This is a genomic window from Hydrogenophaga luteola, from assembly GCF_042648585.1.
GTDB classification, from domain to species: Bacteria; Pseudomonadota; Gammaproteobacteria; order Burkholderiales; family Burkholderiaceae_C; genus Hydrogenophaga; species Hydrogenophaga luteola.
The window spans coordinates 620,277-634,938 of sequence record NZ_JBHRXX010000007.1 but is presented as its reverse complement, the minus strand read 5'-3'; the positions used below and the strand labels follow the sequence as shown (position 1 = coordinate 634,938).

The following is a 14,662-nucleotide window of genomic DNA, read 5'->3' as shown; positions in this document are numbered from 1 at the left end:
GCATGACCTCAGCACCCGCGCCGCTCACGCGCAGGCAGATCCTCGCCCTGGGCGGCCTGGGCACCCTGCACGCCCTCGCCCCGTCGGTGGCATCGGCCCAGGCCCCCTTCCCCAACCGCCCCATCCAGTTCATCGTCGCCGCGCCGGCCGGCGGGCCTTCCGACAACGCGGCGCGCATGATCGCCGACGAGATGGGCAAGCTGCTGGGCCAGCCCATGGTGGTGGTGAACAAGCCCGGCAGCGCGGGTGTGATCGCCGCCGAGGCCACGGCCCGCGCGGCACCGGACGGCCACACGCTGATGCTGTCCTGGATCGGCAACGCCACCAGCCCGGGCCTGGTGGCCAAGCTGCCGTTCGACATCAACCGCGACTTCGTGCACATCACCCTCGCGCTGGCCGGTGCGAACGCGCTGATCGTGCACCCCTCCACCGGCTTCAAGACCCTGGCCGACCTGGTGAAACACGCCAAGGCGAACCCTGGCCGCCTGAGCTACGCCAGCTCGGGCAACGGCACCTCGGGCCACCTGGCCATGGAAATGTTCAAGCAGCGCGCCGGCATCTCCATGCTGCACATCCCCTACCGCGGCGGCGCGCCGGCCCTCACCGACCTCATGGCCGGCCAGGTGCAGCTGATGTTCCTCAACCAGGACGCGGTCATCGCGCCCAGCGCGGCCGGCAAGGTCGTGCCGCTGGCCATCAGCAGCGCGCAGCGCAACCCGCTGCTGCCCCAGGTGCCCACGGTGGCGGAATCGGGCTACCCCGGCTTCGAGGCCACGGCCTGGGCCGGCATCTCTGGACCACAGGGCATTCCCGCGCCGGTGGTCGCGGCCATCGAGGCCGCCGCACTCAAAGCGCTGAACGGCCCGCTCAAGGCCCGCATCGAAGCCACCGGCGCCACCGTGGTCGCCGCCGGCAGGGACAGATTCACCCCGTTCGTCCAGCGCGAAACCGAGACCTGGACACAGGTGATCAAGACCGCCGGCATCAAGGTCGACTGACATGCTGCACACACTTTCACTGGGCGCCCACCGGCTGTCCAGCGGCACCGAACTGCCTGCGCTGGACGTCGCCTTCAACACCTTCGGCCAGCTCGCGCCCGACGGCGGTAATGCGGTCCTCGTGACCCACGGCTACACCAGCGGTCCTTCCATGCTCGTGCCTGGCCACCATGTGGCCGAGAGCTCGTGGGCCCCGCTGCTCGGCCCGGGGCGGCCGCTGGACACCGACCGCTTCTTCATCGTCTGCAGCAACATGCTGGGTTCCTCATTCGGCACCACCGGGCCGAACACGACCAATCCGGCCACCGGACGACCCTGGGGACCGGACTTCCCGGCCATCACGCTCGAAGACATCGTGGCCGTGCAGCACCGCCTGCTGCAGCAGCTGGGCGTGCGGCACCTGCGTGCGGTCGTGGGTCCCTCCTACGGCGGCTGGCAGGCGCTGCAGTGGGCGCTGTCGTTCCCCGACATGGTCGATGCCGTGGGCTCGCTGGTGTCCGGCCTCACCCACCCCAAGGGCCTGAGTTCAGAGGCCACGCGCCAACGCTTTGCCAACCACCCGGCCTGGAACGGCGGCTGGCACTACGGCGATGCGCGCATGACGGACATGCTGACCGAGCTGCGCCGCCAGACGCTGCGCAGCTACGGCCTGGAGACCCTGTTCGAAGCCCGCATGCCCGACCCCGCGCAACGCCAGGCCGCCATGGACAAGGCCTGCCGCCAGTGGGCCGAGCGCTTCGACCCCAACAGCATGGTCACCCTGGCCGCGGCGGCCGAGCGCTTCGACGTGCGCGAGCGGGTGGGCGAGATCCGCGCGCGCCTGCTGTTCATGGTCTGCACCACCGACGCGATCTTCCCGCCCGACCCCGCGGTGCGCGGCCTGCTCGGTGCCGTCCCCGGCCCGCTGCGCTACCGCGAGCTGGACAGCCCCTACGGCCACATGGCGTCGGGTGTCGAGTGGCAACGGCTGGAAGAGGACCTGCGCTGGCTGCTCGACCCGCCCGCCGCAGCCTGATCCCGACCCCACCCGGAACAACACCAACGGAGACACACCCATGCATCGCCGCACCCTGCTGACCCTGGCCGCCCTGCCCATCGCCGCCACCCTGCCCGCCGCACACGCCCAGACCGCCGCCAGCGACTGGCCCAACAAGCCCATCCGGCTCATCGTGCCCGCTCCCGCCGGCGGCGCCTACGACCTCACAGCGCGGCCACTGGCGCAGGAGCTGTCCACCCTGCTCAAGCAGCCGGTGGTGGTGGACAACCGGCCCGGCGCCGGCAACATCGTGGGTGCCTCGGCCGGCGCCCGCGCGGCGGCCGACGGCTACACCGTCACCATGACCGGCATGCTCAACACGATTGCGCAGAGCCTCTACCCCAACGTGGGCTTCGACATCGTCAACGACTTCGCGCACGTGACCGTGCTGGGGGAAGGCGCTCAATGGCTGGTGGTGCGCCCCGACCTGGGCGTGAACACCCTGGCCGAGCTGGTCGAACGCGCGAAACGCGAACCCGGCAAGCTCAACTACGCCACCTCGGGCGCAGGTTCCACCGGCCATCTCATCATGGAACTGTTCCAGCGCGCCACCGGCACCGCGCTCACCCACGTGCCTTACAAGGGCGGCGCACCCGCCCTGCAGGACGTGCTCTCGGGCGTGGTGCCCATCACCGTGCTGCCCCTGGCCGGTGCCGAACCCCATGTGCGCTCCGGCAAGCTCAAGGTGCTCGCCAGCTCGGGCGCCCAGCGCGCGCCGCAGCACCCGCAGGTGCCCACCTTCGCTGAGCTGGGCCTCCAGTCGCTCACCGTCAGCTCCTGGGTGGGCCTGTCCTTCCCCAAGGGCACAGCGCCCGAGATCGTACGCAAGCTCCACGCCGCCACCGTGAGCGCCATGGCGGCGCCCGCCGTCAGCGCCCAGCTGGAGAAGATCGGCATCGACCCGGCCACCTCCACGCCCGAGGCCTATACCCAGCTGGTGCGCAGCGACACCGAGCGCTGGGGCCAGCTGGTGCGCAGCCTCAACCTCAAGGCCGAGTGAGCGGAAGCGCCCATGCCCTTCTTCACCTCGCACGGTCGCCCGCTCTACTACGAACGCCACGGCCAGGGCCCAGCCCTGGTCTTCCTGCACGGCGCCGGCTCCAACGGCGCCACCTGGTGGCAGCAACTGCCCGCGTTCACGCCGCACTTCAGCTGCCTCACGGTGGACATCCGCTGCTTCGGCCGCTCGGCCGCGCCGCCCGAAGAACTGCACGTCCCGATGATGGTGGACGACCTAGTCGCCCTGCTGGACCACGAAGGCATCGACAGCGCGGTGCTGGTCGGCCAGTCGCTGGGCGGCATGATCGCGCTGCGCACCGCGCTGGAACACCCGCGGCGCGTGCGCGCCCTGGTGCCCTGCGACAGCTCGCTGGCCATCGACCACCCTCGGCAACTGGCCATCCTAGAACACCGCATCACGGCCGCGGCGGCCATGTCGATCGAGCAGCGCTCGTTGGGTGCCTGGTTCATCCAGAACCGGCCCTCCCTGGTGGCGCTGTACGCGCAGATCAACCATTTCAACCCCAGCGCCCACAGCATCCCGCCCGAGGCCTGGCGCGAAGCCATGCGCGGCCTCAACCACCCGGCCAACCTGGTGCCCACCGAGGCGCTGCGCCGCCTCGCCTGCCCGGTGCTGCTGGTCGTGGGACGCGAGGACCCCATCGTGCCGCTGGACATCGTGCAGGAGGTGGCGGGCCTCATGCCCTCGGCCCAGGTGGCCGTGGTGGAACAGGCGGCCCACTCGGCCTACTTCGAGCAGGCCGAGGTGTTCAACCAGCGGCTGATGGCGTTCCTGCAGGGGCTGCCGGCCAGCGCGTGACGGGTGCTTCCCGTCACCAGCGGTTCCGGGCTATGGTGAGTGCCCTTCACCCGCCAAGGAGACGCCCATGCCCGCCAAGAACACCATCTGCCTCTGGTTCAACGGCCATGCCGAGGAAGCCGCGCGCTTCTACGCCGCCACCTTCCCCGACAGCGCCGTGGGCTCCGTCATGCGCGCGCCGGGCGACTACCCCTCCGGCCAGCAGGGCGATGTGCTGACCGTCGAATTCACCGTCATGGGCATTCCCTGCCTCGGCCTCAACGGCGGCCCCGCCTTCCCGCAGACCGAAGCCTTCTCGTTCCAGGTGGCCACCAACGACCAGGCCGAAACCGACCGCCTGTGGAACGCCATCGTCGGCAACGGCGGCCAGGAAAGCGCCTGCGGCTGGTGCAAGGACAAGTGGGGCCTGTCGTGGCAGATCACCCCGCGCGCGCTGACCGCCGCCATCAACGACCCGGACCGCGCCGCGGCCAAGCGGGCGTTCGACGCGATGATGGGGATGACGAGGATTGATATTGCGGCGATTGAGAGGGCTCGGCGGGGTGAGCAAACCCGCCATCGTTAGCCCGCGTCTTCCCCTAGCAGTGGCACACCAGAGCGCCGCGCCGCGTCCACCACGGCATGCAGCAGTTGCCGCGTACCTGGCTTGACCAAGGGCCACTGCTGTTGTCGCTTCAATGCCGCAATCCCGTCCGGAAACAAGCAAATGCATGCGTGCTGCATGTGCTGTGCCGAGGCATAAATCAAACCCTGGTGGCCAGCCCTGAAGCACTCTCGCGCCAAGGCTTGGGTCTGTTCGATTCGCAAGCTCAACAGCAGTGGGTAGGGCTCCGCCAGCGCGCGCAGATCCACCAGCCGAAGAGACTGCACCGTGGTGAATTGAAGCAAAGCGCGCCTGCGCAACTCGCCCAAGCTTCGGCTCTTCGTGTCGCGCCGGAACTGCGCTTCGAACAGTGCGGTATCTGCACTGTCTGCCAAGTAGGCAGTAACCTGATCAGTCAAACAGAACCGACCGGACAACAAGCCAGCTGGTGGCAACAGAAGTCCGTTCGTTTTGACTGCGCCAGGCCGCGCACGCAGCGATTGGACCCGGAAAAACGTCTGCCCGGCAGGCAGTTCAATCAGCGGAGGTTTGAGTTCTTTGAGGTTCATGAGCAGGGGGGCATCAATGTCCCTCTGCTGTTGCCAGACCCAGTACCCGTTTCGCATCCACGCCCTGCTCCAGCGCCACGCGGGGCGTCTGGCCATCCAGTGCAGGGTGAGGGCTTTCCAGGAAGGCCAGCAGTGGCCAGCCGTCGGTGGTGCCCAACGCCTTCGACATGGGTTGGAGGTACGGGAACACAAACGGCTCGAACTGCCAGCGCGGCAGCTTGAAGCCACGCCGCAGATGCGACACACCGAGGCACCGACCGGACTTGATCCACGCGTTGATGGTCACGCGTGAGGTGCCCGCCAGTTCAGCGGCTTCGTCGGTGGTGATCATGTCGGCCGCCTGCATTCGCTCGCGCCGGTAGGCCGCACCCGAGCGCAGCAGCGCATCGGTCTGCGCTCCGCTGGCGTAGGGGTCGGCGGATACGGTACGGCGGGTTGGGGTTTCAAGGGCAACAGAGAGAGGAAAAGTCAAAGTGTTCATGTGCGTTCACTGATGCCCGCTGTTATGGCGCGTTGCGCTTGTTGACCCTGGTCTCAAAAAACCCCTGCAAAGGTATCGCCTGCGCTACTGCTTTAAATCCAGCGACTCGTCGCCCAGCAAGCAACTGCGTGAGGAGCGCGATACGTATTGACGTGACGAGAGCTGACAGCGAGTTCAACTGCGTCTTCCATGGTGCTGGATCAAAAAAAGGGAGCAAGCCCTCACAGATCCACTGCCTGGAATCGCGTCTAGTGCCACTATCACTTGCACGGAGGAGAGCTCGATAGAGATCTTCGAAAAGATCTTGCCCCTTGGCACTTGGCTCGATGCTGCGAAGCGCCCGCGCTACTCTGATGTAGAGATCATCAAGGTGAGGCGAGATATCGATTGGCAGGGAATGGCTGGACATGGTTAGGTCTCATGCTTCTGTGACCGGACAATTTTCAGTTAATTAGATAGCTTTGTCAATTTCGTTAAGTTAGAAAACGTTTCAACAACTTCTATCTTCCCCTCACCGGCTGCCCGTCCTTCATCCCGCTCCCCGGATAAAGAATCACCGTCTCCCCGGCTTTCAGTCCGTCCTTCACCCACGCGCTGTCGGCGTTGCGGTCGCTGAAAGTCACCGTCCTCGCGCGGGCTTTGCCGCCCTCCACCACGAACACCTGCCAGCCTTCGCCATGGCGCACCAGCGCAGCCGAGGGCACGAGCAGCGCACTGTCTTGCGCTGATACGGTGATGCGCGCGTCGACGCGGAAGCCGTCGCCGAGCTTCTGCAGTTCTTCCGGTGGCGCCTTGAGCGCAACGGTGACGTTGACGCGCTGTTCTTCGATGCCCAGGGCCGAGGTCTTGGTGAACGCGACAGGGTCCACGCGCGCCACCTGCCCGGCCAACGGCGGCTGGTTGCGGCCGGTGGACAGCTGGACTGCGGCGCCGGTGGCGATGCGCGGCGCGTCGCCCGAGAGCACGTCGATCACGGCCTCCATGGCGCCGGTGTCGCCGATCTCCAGCAGCGGCGCGCCGGCCTGAACCGGTTCGCTGCTGTCCTTGTGCAGTTTGAGCACACGGCCGTCGACCGGGCTCTTGAGCGACCACAGGCCTTGCGCGGCACCAGACGGTTCGGCGCGGCCCAGCGCGGCACGGGCTTCGCTGGCGGCGTGGCCGGCGGCGGCCTGTTCGGCCTGCGCGGCTTTCAGGGCCTGTGCCGTGGCCTCGCGCGCCAGGCGGCTCTGGTCGCGGGCGGACGGGGCGATGAAGTTGTCCTTGGCGAGCTGCGCAGAGCGTTCGGCTTCGAGCGTGGCCTGGGCCAGCGCGGCCTGGGCGCGCTGCACGTTGGCGCGGGCGGCGGCCACGGCGGCGTCGGCGCTGCCCACGCGCTGCTGCAGCACGCTGCGGGTGCGCGCGTCGATCATGCCGGGCGCATTGGGCGTGAGCACGGCCACCACGTCGCCGGCCTTCACCGCGTCGCCCACCTTGAGCGTGGGCCGCTGCAGTTGCGCGGCGGTGGGCGCGGTGACCAGGTAGCGCTGCTGCAGGCGCAGCTGGCCGTCTTCCTCGATCACCTGCTCGAAGCGGCCTTCGGCCACGGTGGCGGTTTCCACGTCCAGCGGGCGCGGGCGGTAGGAGGCCCAGAGGATGGCGGCCAGGGCGGCCACGGCCAGTCCGCCGATGAGCCAGCGGCGTTTTTTCGCCGCTCCGTTGTTCGACTTGTTCATTCGCGTACCTTCAAGACAGAAACCAGATCCAGTCGGTCGATGTGGCGGCGCACCAGCAGGGCGCTGGCCACACCGGCGGCCAGCACGATGAGCGCGGCCGAGGCGTAGGTGGACGGTTCGATGACCACCGGGAAGTCGATGGCGTCGCTGGCCATGAGCTGCATCATGAGCGAGGCCAGGCCCCAGCCGGCCAGCGCACCCAGAGGCAGCGCCACCAGCAGTTCGGCCGCGAGCTCGGCCAGCAGCAGCACCGAGACCTCGGCCCGCGTCATGCCCAGCACGCGCAGGCTGGCCAGTTCCCACGCGCGCTCGGAGAGGGAGATGCGCGCCGCGTTGTAGATGATGCCCACCGCCATGGCCACGGCGAACAGCGTGAGGATGCCGCTGAACACGCCCATGTTGCGTTCGGTGCGGTGGTTGAACTCGGTCATGGAACTGGCCTTGTCGAACACCGAGTTGATGCCGGGCGCCGCCTTCACCGCGGCCCAGAAGGCGGGCATGGCGGCGGGGTCCACCTGCAGCGCCGCGTCGGCCACGCCGTCGCCATCGCCGGCCAGGCGGTTGAGGGTGTCCAGGTTCATGTAGAGCAGCTGGCCGAACATGGTGCGGGCGATGTCGACCACCTCCACCTCCACGCTGCGCCGGCTCCACAGGCGGAACTGCAGCGTGATGCGGTCGCCCACCCGGGCGCCGATCTCGCGCGCGAGCAGGCCCGAGAGCACCACGCCGTGGGCCGGCAGGGCCAGCGCGCCGCGGTCTTCGTCCACCAGGCGCATCAGCCTGGCGTTGCCGCGCAGGGCCATCACCGCGGTGTCGTGGCTGCGCCCGCGCAGCGTCACCTTCACGGGCTCGGTGCGGTAGACCTCAGCGTCGAGCACACCGGGCAGGCGTTGCAGGTCGCGCACCACGGTCACCGGCACCGGGCGGTGGAAGTTGACCAGCACGTCGCCCTGCTGCACCTGTCGGAACTGCACGTCCACGATGTGGGCGATGGCGTCGAGCCAGAAGGCGCCCGAGATCTGCAGCGCCACCGCCAGCGCGATGCCGGTGACGGTGAAGGCGGCGCGCAGTGGCCGGCGTTCAAGGTTGCGCACCACCATGCGCGCGCTGGTGGACAGGAAGCGCCCCAGGCCCAGGCGCTCGACCAGCGTGGCGGTGTAGACCGGCGGCGCGGGCGGCAGCATGGCCTGCGCCGGGCGCAGCCGCACCACGGCGTGGATCGCGGTCCAGGTGCCGGCGGCGGCGGCCAGCCCGGCGATGGCGGCCGAGAGCAGGACCAGCGTGGTGTCGGTGGCGTAGGCCAGGCGGTTGAAGCGGAACACCTCGTCGTACAGGCTGAGCATGCCGCGGCCGATCAGCTGGCTCAAGCCCAGGCCCACCGCCACACCCAGCCCCGCGATGACCAGCGCGAGCTGGATGTAGTGCCAGGCGATGGCACCGTCGGTGTAGCCCAGGGCCTTGAGCGCGGCGATCTGGCTGCGCTGCGTGGCCACCTGGCGGCTGAGCACCACGTTGAGGATGAACATGGCCACGGCCAGGAAGATGGCCGGCAGCACCGTGCCCATGACCTTGAGCTGCGCCAGCTCGTCGCTGACGATCTTGGTGGAGAGCTGCCGGTCGCGCCCCACGGCACCGATGCTGCCGTAGGGTTCGAGCAGGCGGTCCAGCGGCGTGAGCACGGCGCGTTCAGGCACACCGGCTTCGAGCCGCAGCGAGGCCTGGTTGAACGCGCCCTGCATGTCGAACAGCTCGGTCATGCGGGCGCCGTCGATCCACCAGATGCCGAAGCCCGTGTCGTCGGGCGCGCCGCCTTGCGAGGCGAACACGTACTCGGGCGTGGCGGCCGTGCCCACCAGGTGGATGCGCTCGTGCCGGCCGTTGAGGATGGCGTGCACCACGTCCCCGGGCTTGAGCTGACGGGCGGCGGCGAAGCGGTCGCTGACCAGGGCTTCGAGCTGGGCGCCGCGCTCGGGCCAGCGCCCCTGCTTGAGGCTGAGCGCGTTCAGCCCCTGGCGCCCGGCCTGCGTGGCCGACAGGTCCAGCCCGATGAAGCGGCCGGTGACGGGCTGCACCACCTCGGGCAGGTCGACCTGGGCGTCGAACACCACGTCGAGCTTCACCTCGGCCACGCCGGGGATGGCGCGGAGGCGCTCACCCAGCGACACCGGCGCGCGCTTGATGCCGGCGAACAGGTCGGCCAGCCGGTTGTCGGCGTAGAAGTCGTCGCGCGAGGTCTTGAGCGAGTCGTGCACCGCGAACATGCCCACGAAGCCGGCCACGCCGATGGCCACCACCACGGCAATGGTGAGCACCTGCGCACGCAGGCGCCGCAGGTCGCGCCAGAGTTTGGTGTGGAGCGTGCTCATCTTGTGTGTGTCACCACCGCAGCGTGGACGCGGCCACCTTGTGCGGGTTCACATGGCTTTCGACGATGCGGCCATCGGCCAGGCGCAGCACGCGGTCGGCCATGTCGGCGATGGGCGCGTTGTGAGTGATGACGACGGTGGTGGTGCCCAGCTCGCGGTTCACGCGCTCGATGGCCTGCAGCACCATCACGCCGGTGGCGCAGTCCAGCGCGCCGGTGGGCTCGTCGCACAGCAGCACGGCAGGGCGTTTGGCGATGGCGCGGGCAATGGCCACGCGCTGCTGCTCGCCGCCCGAGAGCTGCGAGACGAAGTGGTGGCGCCGCTCGGCCAGGCCGACCAGGGCCAGCGCCTCGGCCGGGTCCATCGGGTCCTCGGCCAGGTCGGTCACCAGGGCCACGTTCTCTTCGGCGGTCAGGCTGGGGATGAGGTTGTAGAACTGGAACACGAAGCCCACGTGCTCGCGGCGGTAGCGCGTCAGCTCGGCGTCGCCCGCGCCGATGAGTTCGTGCACCTGGCCTTCGTGCGTCCAGCTGGCCGAGCCGCTGGTGGCCGTGTCCAGCCCGCCCAGGATGTTCAGCAGCGTGGACTTGCCGCTGCCCGAGGCACCGAGCAGCACCACGAACTCGCCGCGCACGATGTCCAGGTCGACGCCGCGCAGCGCATGCACCGCCGTGTCGCCCTCGCCATAGGTCTTGGTGAGGGCGCGGGCGGTGAAAACGGAGCCAGAAGAAACGGTTGAGTCCATGCGTCAATGTCCCACAAGCCGCATCTTGGCAGCCTGACGGGGATCAATCCACCGCGACATTCCAGTCCATACGCTTTCCTGACGCCCATGGCGTTAGGCTCTGGTCATGGAAAGCCCGGGCATCACACGCACCATCCCCGCTCTGCTGGCCTGGGCCACCGCCTGGGCGGCCATGGCCTGGCTGGACGGGCGGCTGGAACTGGCCAACCTGGCCATGCTGCTGGTGCTGGCCTCGGCCCTGTCGGCCCTCTGGCTGCCCGGCTGGGCCAGCATGAGCGCCAGCGCCCTGGCGGTGCTGGCTTTCAACTGGTTCTTCGTGCCGCCGAAGTTCACCTTCACCGTCGACCTGCACCAGAACGCGCTGCTGCTGATGGCGCTGCTGCTGGTGAACTGGATCATCGCCGGCCTGGTGATCCGCCAGCGCCACCTGGCCGACACCGCGCGGACCGTGGCCGGTCGCGAGGCGCGGCTGCGACAGTGGGGCGACACGCTGCGCGACGCCAGCGACCCGGCCGCCCACGCCGCGGCATTGCGCGCGGCCCTGCAGGAAGCCACCGGAAGCTCGGTGGCGGTGTCGGTGTTGCGCGCACTGGGCGGCCAGCCGGACGACAGCACCACCCTGCAGGTGGGCGAACCGGACGCCGAACAGCGCGCCGGACTGGCCCTGTGCGTGCGCGACGGCCGGCCCATGGGCGCGGGCAGCGGCCGCTACGACGAACTGCCCGACACCTACCTGCCGCTGCGCGGCAAGGGCGTCACGCTGGGGGCAGCCCTGGTCACCGGCCTGGCCCGGCATCCGCAGGGCCACGAACTGCGCCCCCACCTGCAGGCGCTGTGCGACCAGATGGGCAGCGCCCTGCACCGCTCGCTGATGGCGGCGCAGGAGCAGCAGGCGCGCGAGCAGGCCCAGCTGCAGGCCACGCGCAACGCGCTGCTGGCGGCCATCTCGCACGACTACCGCACACCGCTGGCCACCATCATGGGCGCCGCCTCGGCGCTGCAGGAACAGGGCGAGCGCATGGACGGCGCGCAGCGCCAGCGCCTGGCCGCCGGCATCGTGGAAGAAAGCGAGCGGCTGGCGCGGCTGACCGACAACACCCTTCAGCTGGCGCGGCTGGATGCCCCGGCGGTGACGCTGCGCTGCGACTGGGAGTCGATGGAAGAGATCGTGGGCGCGGTGTTGCGGCGCGCGCGGCGCCGGCCCGAAGGCAGCCGCGTGCGGGCCTGGGTGGAGCCCGACCTGCCCCTGCTGTGGTGCGATGCGATGCTGGTGTCGCAGCTGCTGGACAACCTGCTGGACAACGCCCTGAAGTACAGCCCGGCCGAGGCACCCGTGGAGCTGCACGCCACGCGCGACGGCGGGCACCTGGTGCTGGCCGTGAGCGACCGCGGACCGGGCATCGCGCCGGCCTGGCGCGAGAAGGTGTTCGAGGTGTTCCAGCGCGGTGACACGGGGCCGGAGCAGTCGCTGGCGGACGGCGGCCGGGGCGCTGGTGTGGGCCTGGCGGTGTGCCGTGCCATCGCCCGCGCGCACCAGGGCGAGCTGCTGCTGCGCCCGCGCGCGGAAGGCGGTTGCCGCTTCGAGTGCCGGCTGCCGCTGCACGGCGACGGCCAGCCTCCACCGCTGGCCCCGGAGGCACAGGAGGCCACGCCATGAGCCACCGCGTGCTGCTGGTGGAGGACGACCGGGTGCTGCGCAGCTCGCTGCGCGAAGCCCTGTCCATCGAGGGCCACGACGTGCGCACCGCGGCCAGCCTGGCGGACGCGCGGGCGCAGCTGCAGCACGCCCCGCCGGACGAGCCCATCGATCTGGTGCTGCTGGACCTGGGCCTGCCCGACGGCGACGGCCAGACCCTGCTGGCCGAGCTGCGGCGCGGCGGCGGCACGCCGGTGATCGTGATCTCGGCCCGCGAGGCCGAGGGCCAGAAAATCCGCCTGCTGGACGACGGGGCCGACGACTACCTGGTCAAGCCGTTCGGCATCGGCGAGCTGCTGGCGCGCATGCGCGTGGCCCTGCGCCGCCGCGGGCGCCACAGCGAGCCGGCGCTGCTGCACTACCGCCACGGGCCGCTCGACGTGGACCTGAAGACCCGCCGCGTGCGGCTGGCCGACGCCGACGTGCACCTGACGCCCACCGAATACGCGCTGCTGGCGCGGCTGGTGCGCCAGGCCGGCCAGGTGGTGACGCACCGCCAGCTGCTGGCCGATGTGTGGGGCGCCGAACACGTGGACCAGACGCACTACCTGCGCCTCTACATGGGCCAACTGCGCGCCAAGCTGGAGGCCGACAGCGCCGACCCGCAGCACCTGCTGACCGAACCCGGCGTCGGATACCGCCTCGCGGAGCCGGACTGACCGCACCCTTATGCGTTCCTGATGTGCGGCGGCGCATCGTGAGGGCCTGTGTTTCCACGGAGCTTTCATGCAGAACCCCGACACCGCCGCCACCGATGCGGCCCCCCGGACCACCGGCCAGCAGGGAATGGCTGCCCTGACCCTGGCCGCCATCGGCGTGGTCTACGGCGACATCGGCACCAGCCCGCTGTACACCGTCAAGGAGATCTTTGCGCCCCACACCGGCGTGCCGCTGGACGCGCCGCACCTGATCGGCGCGGTCTCCACCATCTTCTGGGCGCTGATGCTGGTGGTCACGCTCAAGTACGTGATCCTGATCCTGCGCGCCGACAACCACGGCGAAGGCGGCGGCCTGGCGCTCACCGCGCTCGCGGCCCGCGCGGTGGAGCATCGGCCGGCCCTGCGAAACGCCCTGCTGCTGCTGGGCGTGTTCGGTGCCACGCTGTTCTACGGCGACAGCCTGATCACGCCGGCCATCTCGGTGCTCGGGGCCATGGAGGGGCTGGAGGTGGTCACCCCGGCGCTCAAGCCCTGGGTGGTGCCGGCCACGGTGGCCATCCTGATCGGCCTGTTCCTGATGCAGCGCTTCGGCACCGCGGTGGTGGGCCGCTTCTTCGGGCCGATCATCGTGCTGTGGTTCACCGTGCTCGGTGCGGTGGGCGCCTGGCACATCGCGCAGGAGCCGGCCATCCTGGCAGCGCTGAACCCGCTGCACGCCTGGGAATTTCTGTCCGGCCGCGGCTGGCATGTGTTTGCGGCGGTGGGTGCCATCGTGCTGGCGCTGACCGGTGCCGAGGCGCTGTACGCCGACATGGGTCACTTCGGCCGCAAACCGATCCAGATCGCCTGGACCGGTCTGGTACTGCCCGGACTGGCGCTGAACTACCTGGGCCAGGGCGCGCTGCTGATGGGCGACCCCTCGGCCATCCAGAACCCTTTCTACCGCCAGTTCCCCGAGGCCTGGCTGCTGCCCGCCCTGGTGCTGGCCACGCTGGCCGCCATCATCGCCTCGCAGGCGGTGATCTCGGGCGCCTACTCGCTGACCAAGCAGGCCATCCAGCTGGGCTTTTTGCCGCGCATGCGGGTGCGCTACACCAGCGCACGCGAGATGGGCCAGATCTACATGCCCGGCGTGAACTGGGCGCTGCTGGCCGGTGTGCTGGCGGTGGTGCTGTTCTTCCGCAGCTCGTCGGCCCTGGCCAGCGCCTACGGCATCGCGGTGACGCTGACCATGATGATCACCACGGTGCTGACCTACTTCGTGGTGCGCGAGGGTTGGCGCATGCCCGCGCCGGTGGCGATTGGCGCGACGGCGTTCTTTCTGTTCATCGACGCGCTGCTGGTGGCCGGTTGCGCGATCAAGTTCCTCGACGGCGGCTGGTTCCCGCTCACGCTCGGCCTGCTGCTGTTCGTGCTGATGAGCACCTGGCGGCGCGGGCGCGAACTGCTGATGGAGAGCATCCGCCGCGACGGCCTGGGGCTGCAGGACTTCATCGCCCAGCTGGACCCGCGCAGCGTGAACCGCGCCGAGCGCACCGCCGTGTACGCGGTGGCCGACCCCGACACCGTGCCGCAGGCCCTGCTGCACAACCTGAAGCACAACCAGGTGCTGCATGTGCGCAACGTGATCCTCACCGTGCGTTTCCACGACGTGCCCTGGATTCCGATGGAACGCCGGGTGGACGTGCAGGCGCTGGACCACGGCTTCTGGCGGGTGCAGGTGAACTACGGCTTCATGAACACGCCCGACATCCCCAAGGCGCTGGAGCTGACCGCCTCGCACGGGCTGGCGGTGCCGATGTTCGAGACCAGCTACTTCCTCAGCCGCGAGACCGTGGTGCCCTCACACGGCGGCGGCATGGCGGGCTGGCGCGAGAAGCTGTTCGCCACCATGAGCCAGAACGCGGGCGGCGTGGTGGAGTTCTTCCGCCTGCCGGGCAATGCGGTGGTGGAGCTGGGCACGCGGGTGCCGATCTGAGTCTCGGTCCGGGACGCACT

The 14,662-nt window shown here is 69.6% G+C and carries 13 protein-coding genes; 8 read left to right on the top strand and 5 right to left on the bottom strand.

The window, feature by feature from the left end; translation table 11 throughout:
* The first annotated feature begins 2 nt into the window (after positions 1-2).
* The 5 genes from ACFOPI_RS17795 to ACFOPI_RS17775 all read left to right on the top strand — a co-directional run bounded on the left by ACFOPI_RS17795 (position 3) and on the right by ACFOPI_RS17775 (position 4,418).
* A complete protein-coding gene (locus ACFOPI_RS17795; RefSeq protein ID WP_382176702.1) occupies positions 3-998 on the top strand; it encodes a Bug family tripartite tricarboxylate transporter substrate binding protein in 996 nt (331 codons plus the stop codon).
* Between the two features lies 1 nt (position 999).
* The gene (locus tag ACFOPI_RS17790; RefSeq protein ID WP_382176699.1) at positions 1,000-2,013 is read left to right on the top strand and encodes an alpha/beta fold hydrolase; all 1,014 of its coding nucleotides are present in this window, start codon (positions 1,000-1,002) and stop codon (positions 2,011-2,013) included.
* 40 nt (positions 2,014-2,053) lie between these two features.
* Positions 2,054-3,034 (top strand): Bug family tripartite tricarboxylate transporter substrate binding protein, encoded by a 981-nt coding sequence (locus ACFOPI_RS17785; RefSeq protein ID WP_382176697.1) that lies wholly within the window; start codon positions 2,054-2,056, stop codon positions 3,032-3,034.
* Positions 3,035-3,046: 12 nt separating this feature from the next.
* Positions 3,047-3,853 carry an alpha/beta fold hydrolase gene (locus ACFOPI_RS17780; protein WP_382176694.1) on the top strand — a complete coding sequence of 269 codons (807 nt, stop codon included), beginning with the start codon at positions 3,047-3,049 and terminating at the stop codon, positions 3,851-3,853.
* Between the two features lie 67 nt (positions 3,854-3,920).
* Entirely contained in the window at positions 3,921-4,418 is a 498-nt protein-coding gene (locus ACFOPI_RS17775) for a VOC family protein (protein ID WP_382176691.1), read from the top strand.
* Here ACFOPI_RS17775 and ACFOPI_RS17770 read toward each other — a convergent pair.
* From ACFOPI_RS17770 to ACFOPI_RS17750, 5 genes are all read right to left on the bottom strand, one after another.
* Complete coding sequence (locus ACFOPI_RS17770) at positions 4,415-5,005, bottom strand: RES family NAD+ phosphorylase (RefSeq protein ID WP_382176688.1); 591 nt, start codon at positions 5,003-5,005, stop codon at positions 4,415-4,417. The genes ACFOPI_RS17775 and ACFOPI_RS17770 overlap by 4 nt on opposite strands.
* A gap of 13 nt (positions 5,006-5,018) precedes the next feature.
* Positions 5,019-5,486, bottom strand: a complete 468-nt coding sequence (locus ACFOPI_RS17765) for a helix-turn-helix domain-containing protein (protein WP_127805221.1) — start codon at positions 5,484-5,486, stop codon at positions 5,019-5,021.
* Positions 5,487-5,986: 500 nt separating this feature from the next.
* Positions 5,987-7,198, bottom strand: coding sequence for an efflux RND transporter periplasmic adaptor subunit (locus ACFOPI_RS17760; RefSeq protein WP_382176685.1), 1,212 nt, complete (start codon positions 7,196-7,198; stop codon positions 5,987-5,989).
* Positions 7,195-9,564 (bottom strand): ABC transporter permease, encoded by a 2,370-nt coding sequence (locus tag ACFOPI_RS17755; protein WP_382176682.1) that lies wholly within the window; start codon positions 9,562-9,564, stop codon positions 7,195-7,197. Before ACFOPI_RS17755 ends, ACFOPI_RS17760 begins: the two co-directional genes overlap by 4 nt.
* A 10-nt stretch (positions 9,565-9,574) precedes the next feature.
* Positions 9,575-10,309, bottom strand: coding sequence for an ABC transporter ATP-binding protein (locus tag ACFOPI_RS17750; RefSeq protein ID WP_382176679.1), 735 nt, complete (start codon positions 10,307-10,309; stop codon positions 9,575-9,577).
* A 106-nt stretch (positions 10,310-10,415) separates the two neighbouring features.
* Here ACFOPI_RS17750 and ACFOPI_RS17745 point away from each other — a divergent pair, with 106 nt between their 5' ends.
* The 3 genes from ACFOPI_RS17745 to ACFOPI_RS17735 all read left to right on the top strand — a co-directional run bounded on the left by ACFOPI_RS17745 (position 10,416) and on the right by ACFOPI_RS17735 (position 14,642).
* The gene (locus ACFOPI_RS17745) at positions 10,416-11,966 is read left to right on the top strand and encodes an ATP-binding protein (RefSeq protein WP_382176676.1); all 1,551 of its coding nucleotides are present in this window, start codon (positions 10,416-10,418) and stop codon (positions 11,964-11,966) included.
* Positions 11,963-12,664, top strand: coding sequence for a response regulator (locus ACFOPI_RS17740; RefSeq protein ID WP_382176673.1), 702 nt, complete (start codon positions 11,963-11,965; stop codon positions 12,662-12,664). Before ACFOPI_RS17745 ends, ACFOPI_RS17740 begins: the two co-directional genes overlap by 4 nt.
* Before the next feature lie 67 nt (positions 12,665-12,731).
* Positions 12,732-14,642, top strand: a complete 1,911-nt coding sequence (locus ACFOPI_RS17735; protein WP_382176671.1) for a potassium transporter Kup — start codon at positions 12,732-12,734, stop codon at positions 14,640-14,642.
* Positions 14,643-14,662: the final 20 nt, after the last annotated feature.

What these genes read in the sequence shown, in the direction of transcription:
- ACFOPI_RS17790 (WP_382176699.1), top strand. Translation starts at nt 1,000, where the DNA reads ATGCTGCACACACTTTCACTGGGCGCCCACCGGCTGTCCAGCGGCACC.
- ACFOPI_RS17740 (WP_382176673.1), top strand. Translation starts at nt 11,963, where the DNA reads ATGAGCCACCGCGTGCTGCTGGTGGAGGACGACCGGGTGCTGCGCAGC.
- ACFOPI_RS17780 (WP_382176694.1), top strand. Translation starts at nt 3,047, where the DNA reads ATGCCCTTCTTCACCTCGCACGGTCGCCCGCTCTACTACGAACGCCAC.
- ACFOPI_RS17760 (WP_382176685.1), bottom strand. Translation starts at nt 7,198, where the DNA reads ATGAACAAGTCGAACAACGGAGCGGCGAAAAAACGCCGCTGGCTCATC.
- ACFOPI_RS17770 (WP_382176688.1), bottom strand. Translation starts at nt 5,005, where the DNA reads ATGAACCTCAAAGAACTCAAACCTCCGCTGATTGAACTGCCTGCCGGG.
- ACFOPI_RS17745 (WP_382176676.1), top strand. Translation starts at nt 10,416, where the DNA reads ATGGAAAGCCCGGGCATCACACGCACCATCCCCGCTCTGCTGGCCTGG.
- ACFOPI_RS17765 (WP_127805221.1), bottom strand. Translation starts at nt 5,486, where the DNA reads ATGAACACTTTGACTTTTCCTCTCTCTGTTGCCCTTGAAACCCCAACC.
- ACFOPI_RS17795 (WP_382176702.1), top strand. Translation starts at nt 3, where the DNA reads ATGACCTCAGCACCCGCGCCGCTCACGCGCAGGCAGATCCTCGCCCTG.
- ACFOPI_RS17785 (WP_382176697.1), top strand. Translation starts at nt 2,054, where the DNA reads ATGCATCGCCGCACCCTGCTGACCCTGGCCGCCCTGCCCATCGCCGCC.
- ACFOPI_RS17735 (WP_382176671.1), top strand. Translation starts at nt 12,732, where the DNA reads ATGCAGAACCCCGACACCGCCGCCACCGATGCGGCCCCCCGGACCACC.
- ACFOPI_RS17755 (WP_382176682.1), bottom strand. Translation starts at nt 9,564, where the DNA reads ATGAGCACGCTCCACACCAAACTCTGGCGCGACCTGCGGCGCCTGCGT.
- ACFOPI_RS17775 (WP_382176691.1), top strand. Translation starts at nt 3,921, where the DNA reads ATGCCCGCCAAGAACACCATCTGCCTCTGGTTCAACGGCCATGCCGAG.
- ACFOPI_RS17750 (WP_382176679.1), bottom strand. Translation starts at nt 10,309, where the DNA reads ATGGACTCAACCGTTTCTTCTGGCTCCGTTTTCACCGCCCGCGCCCTC.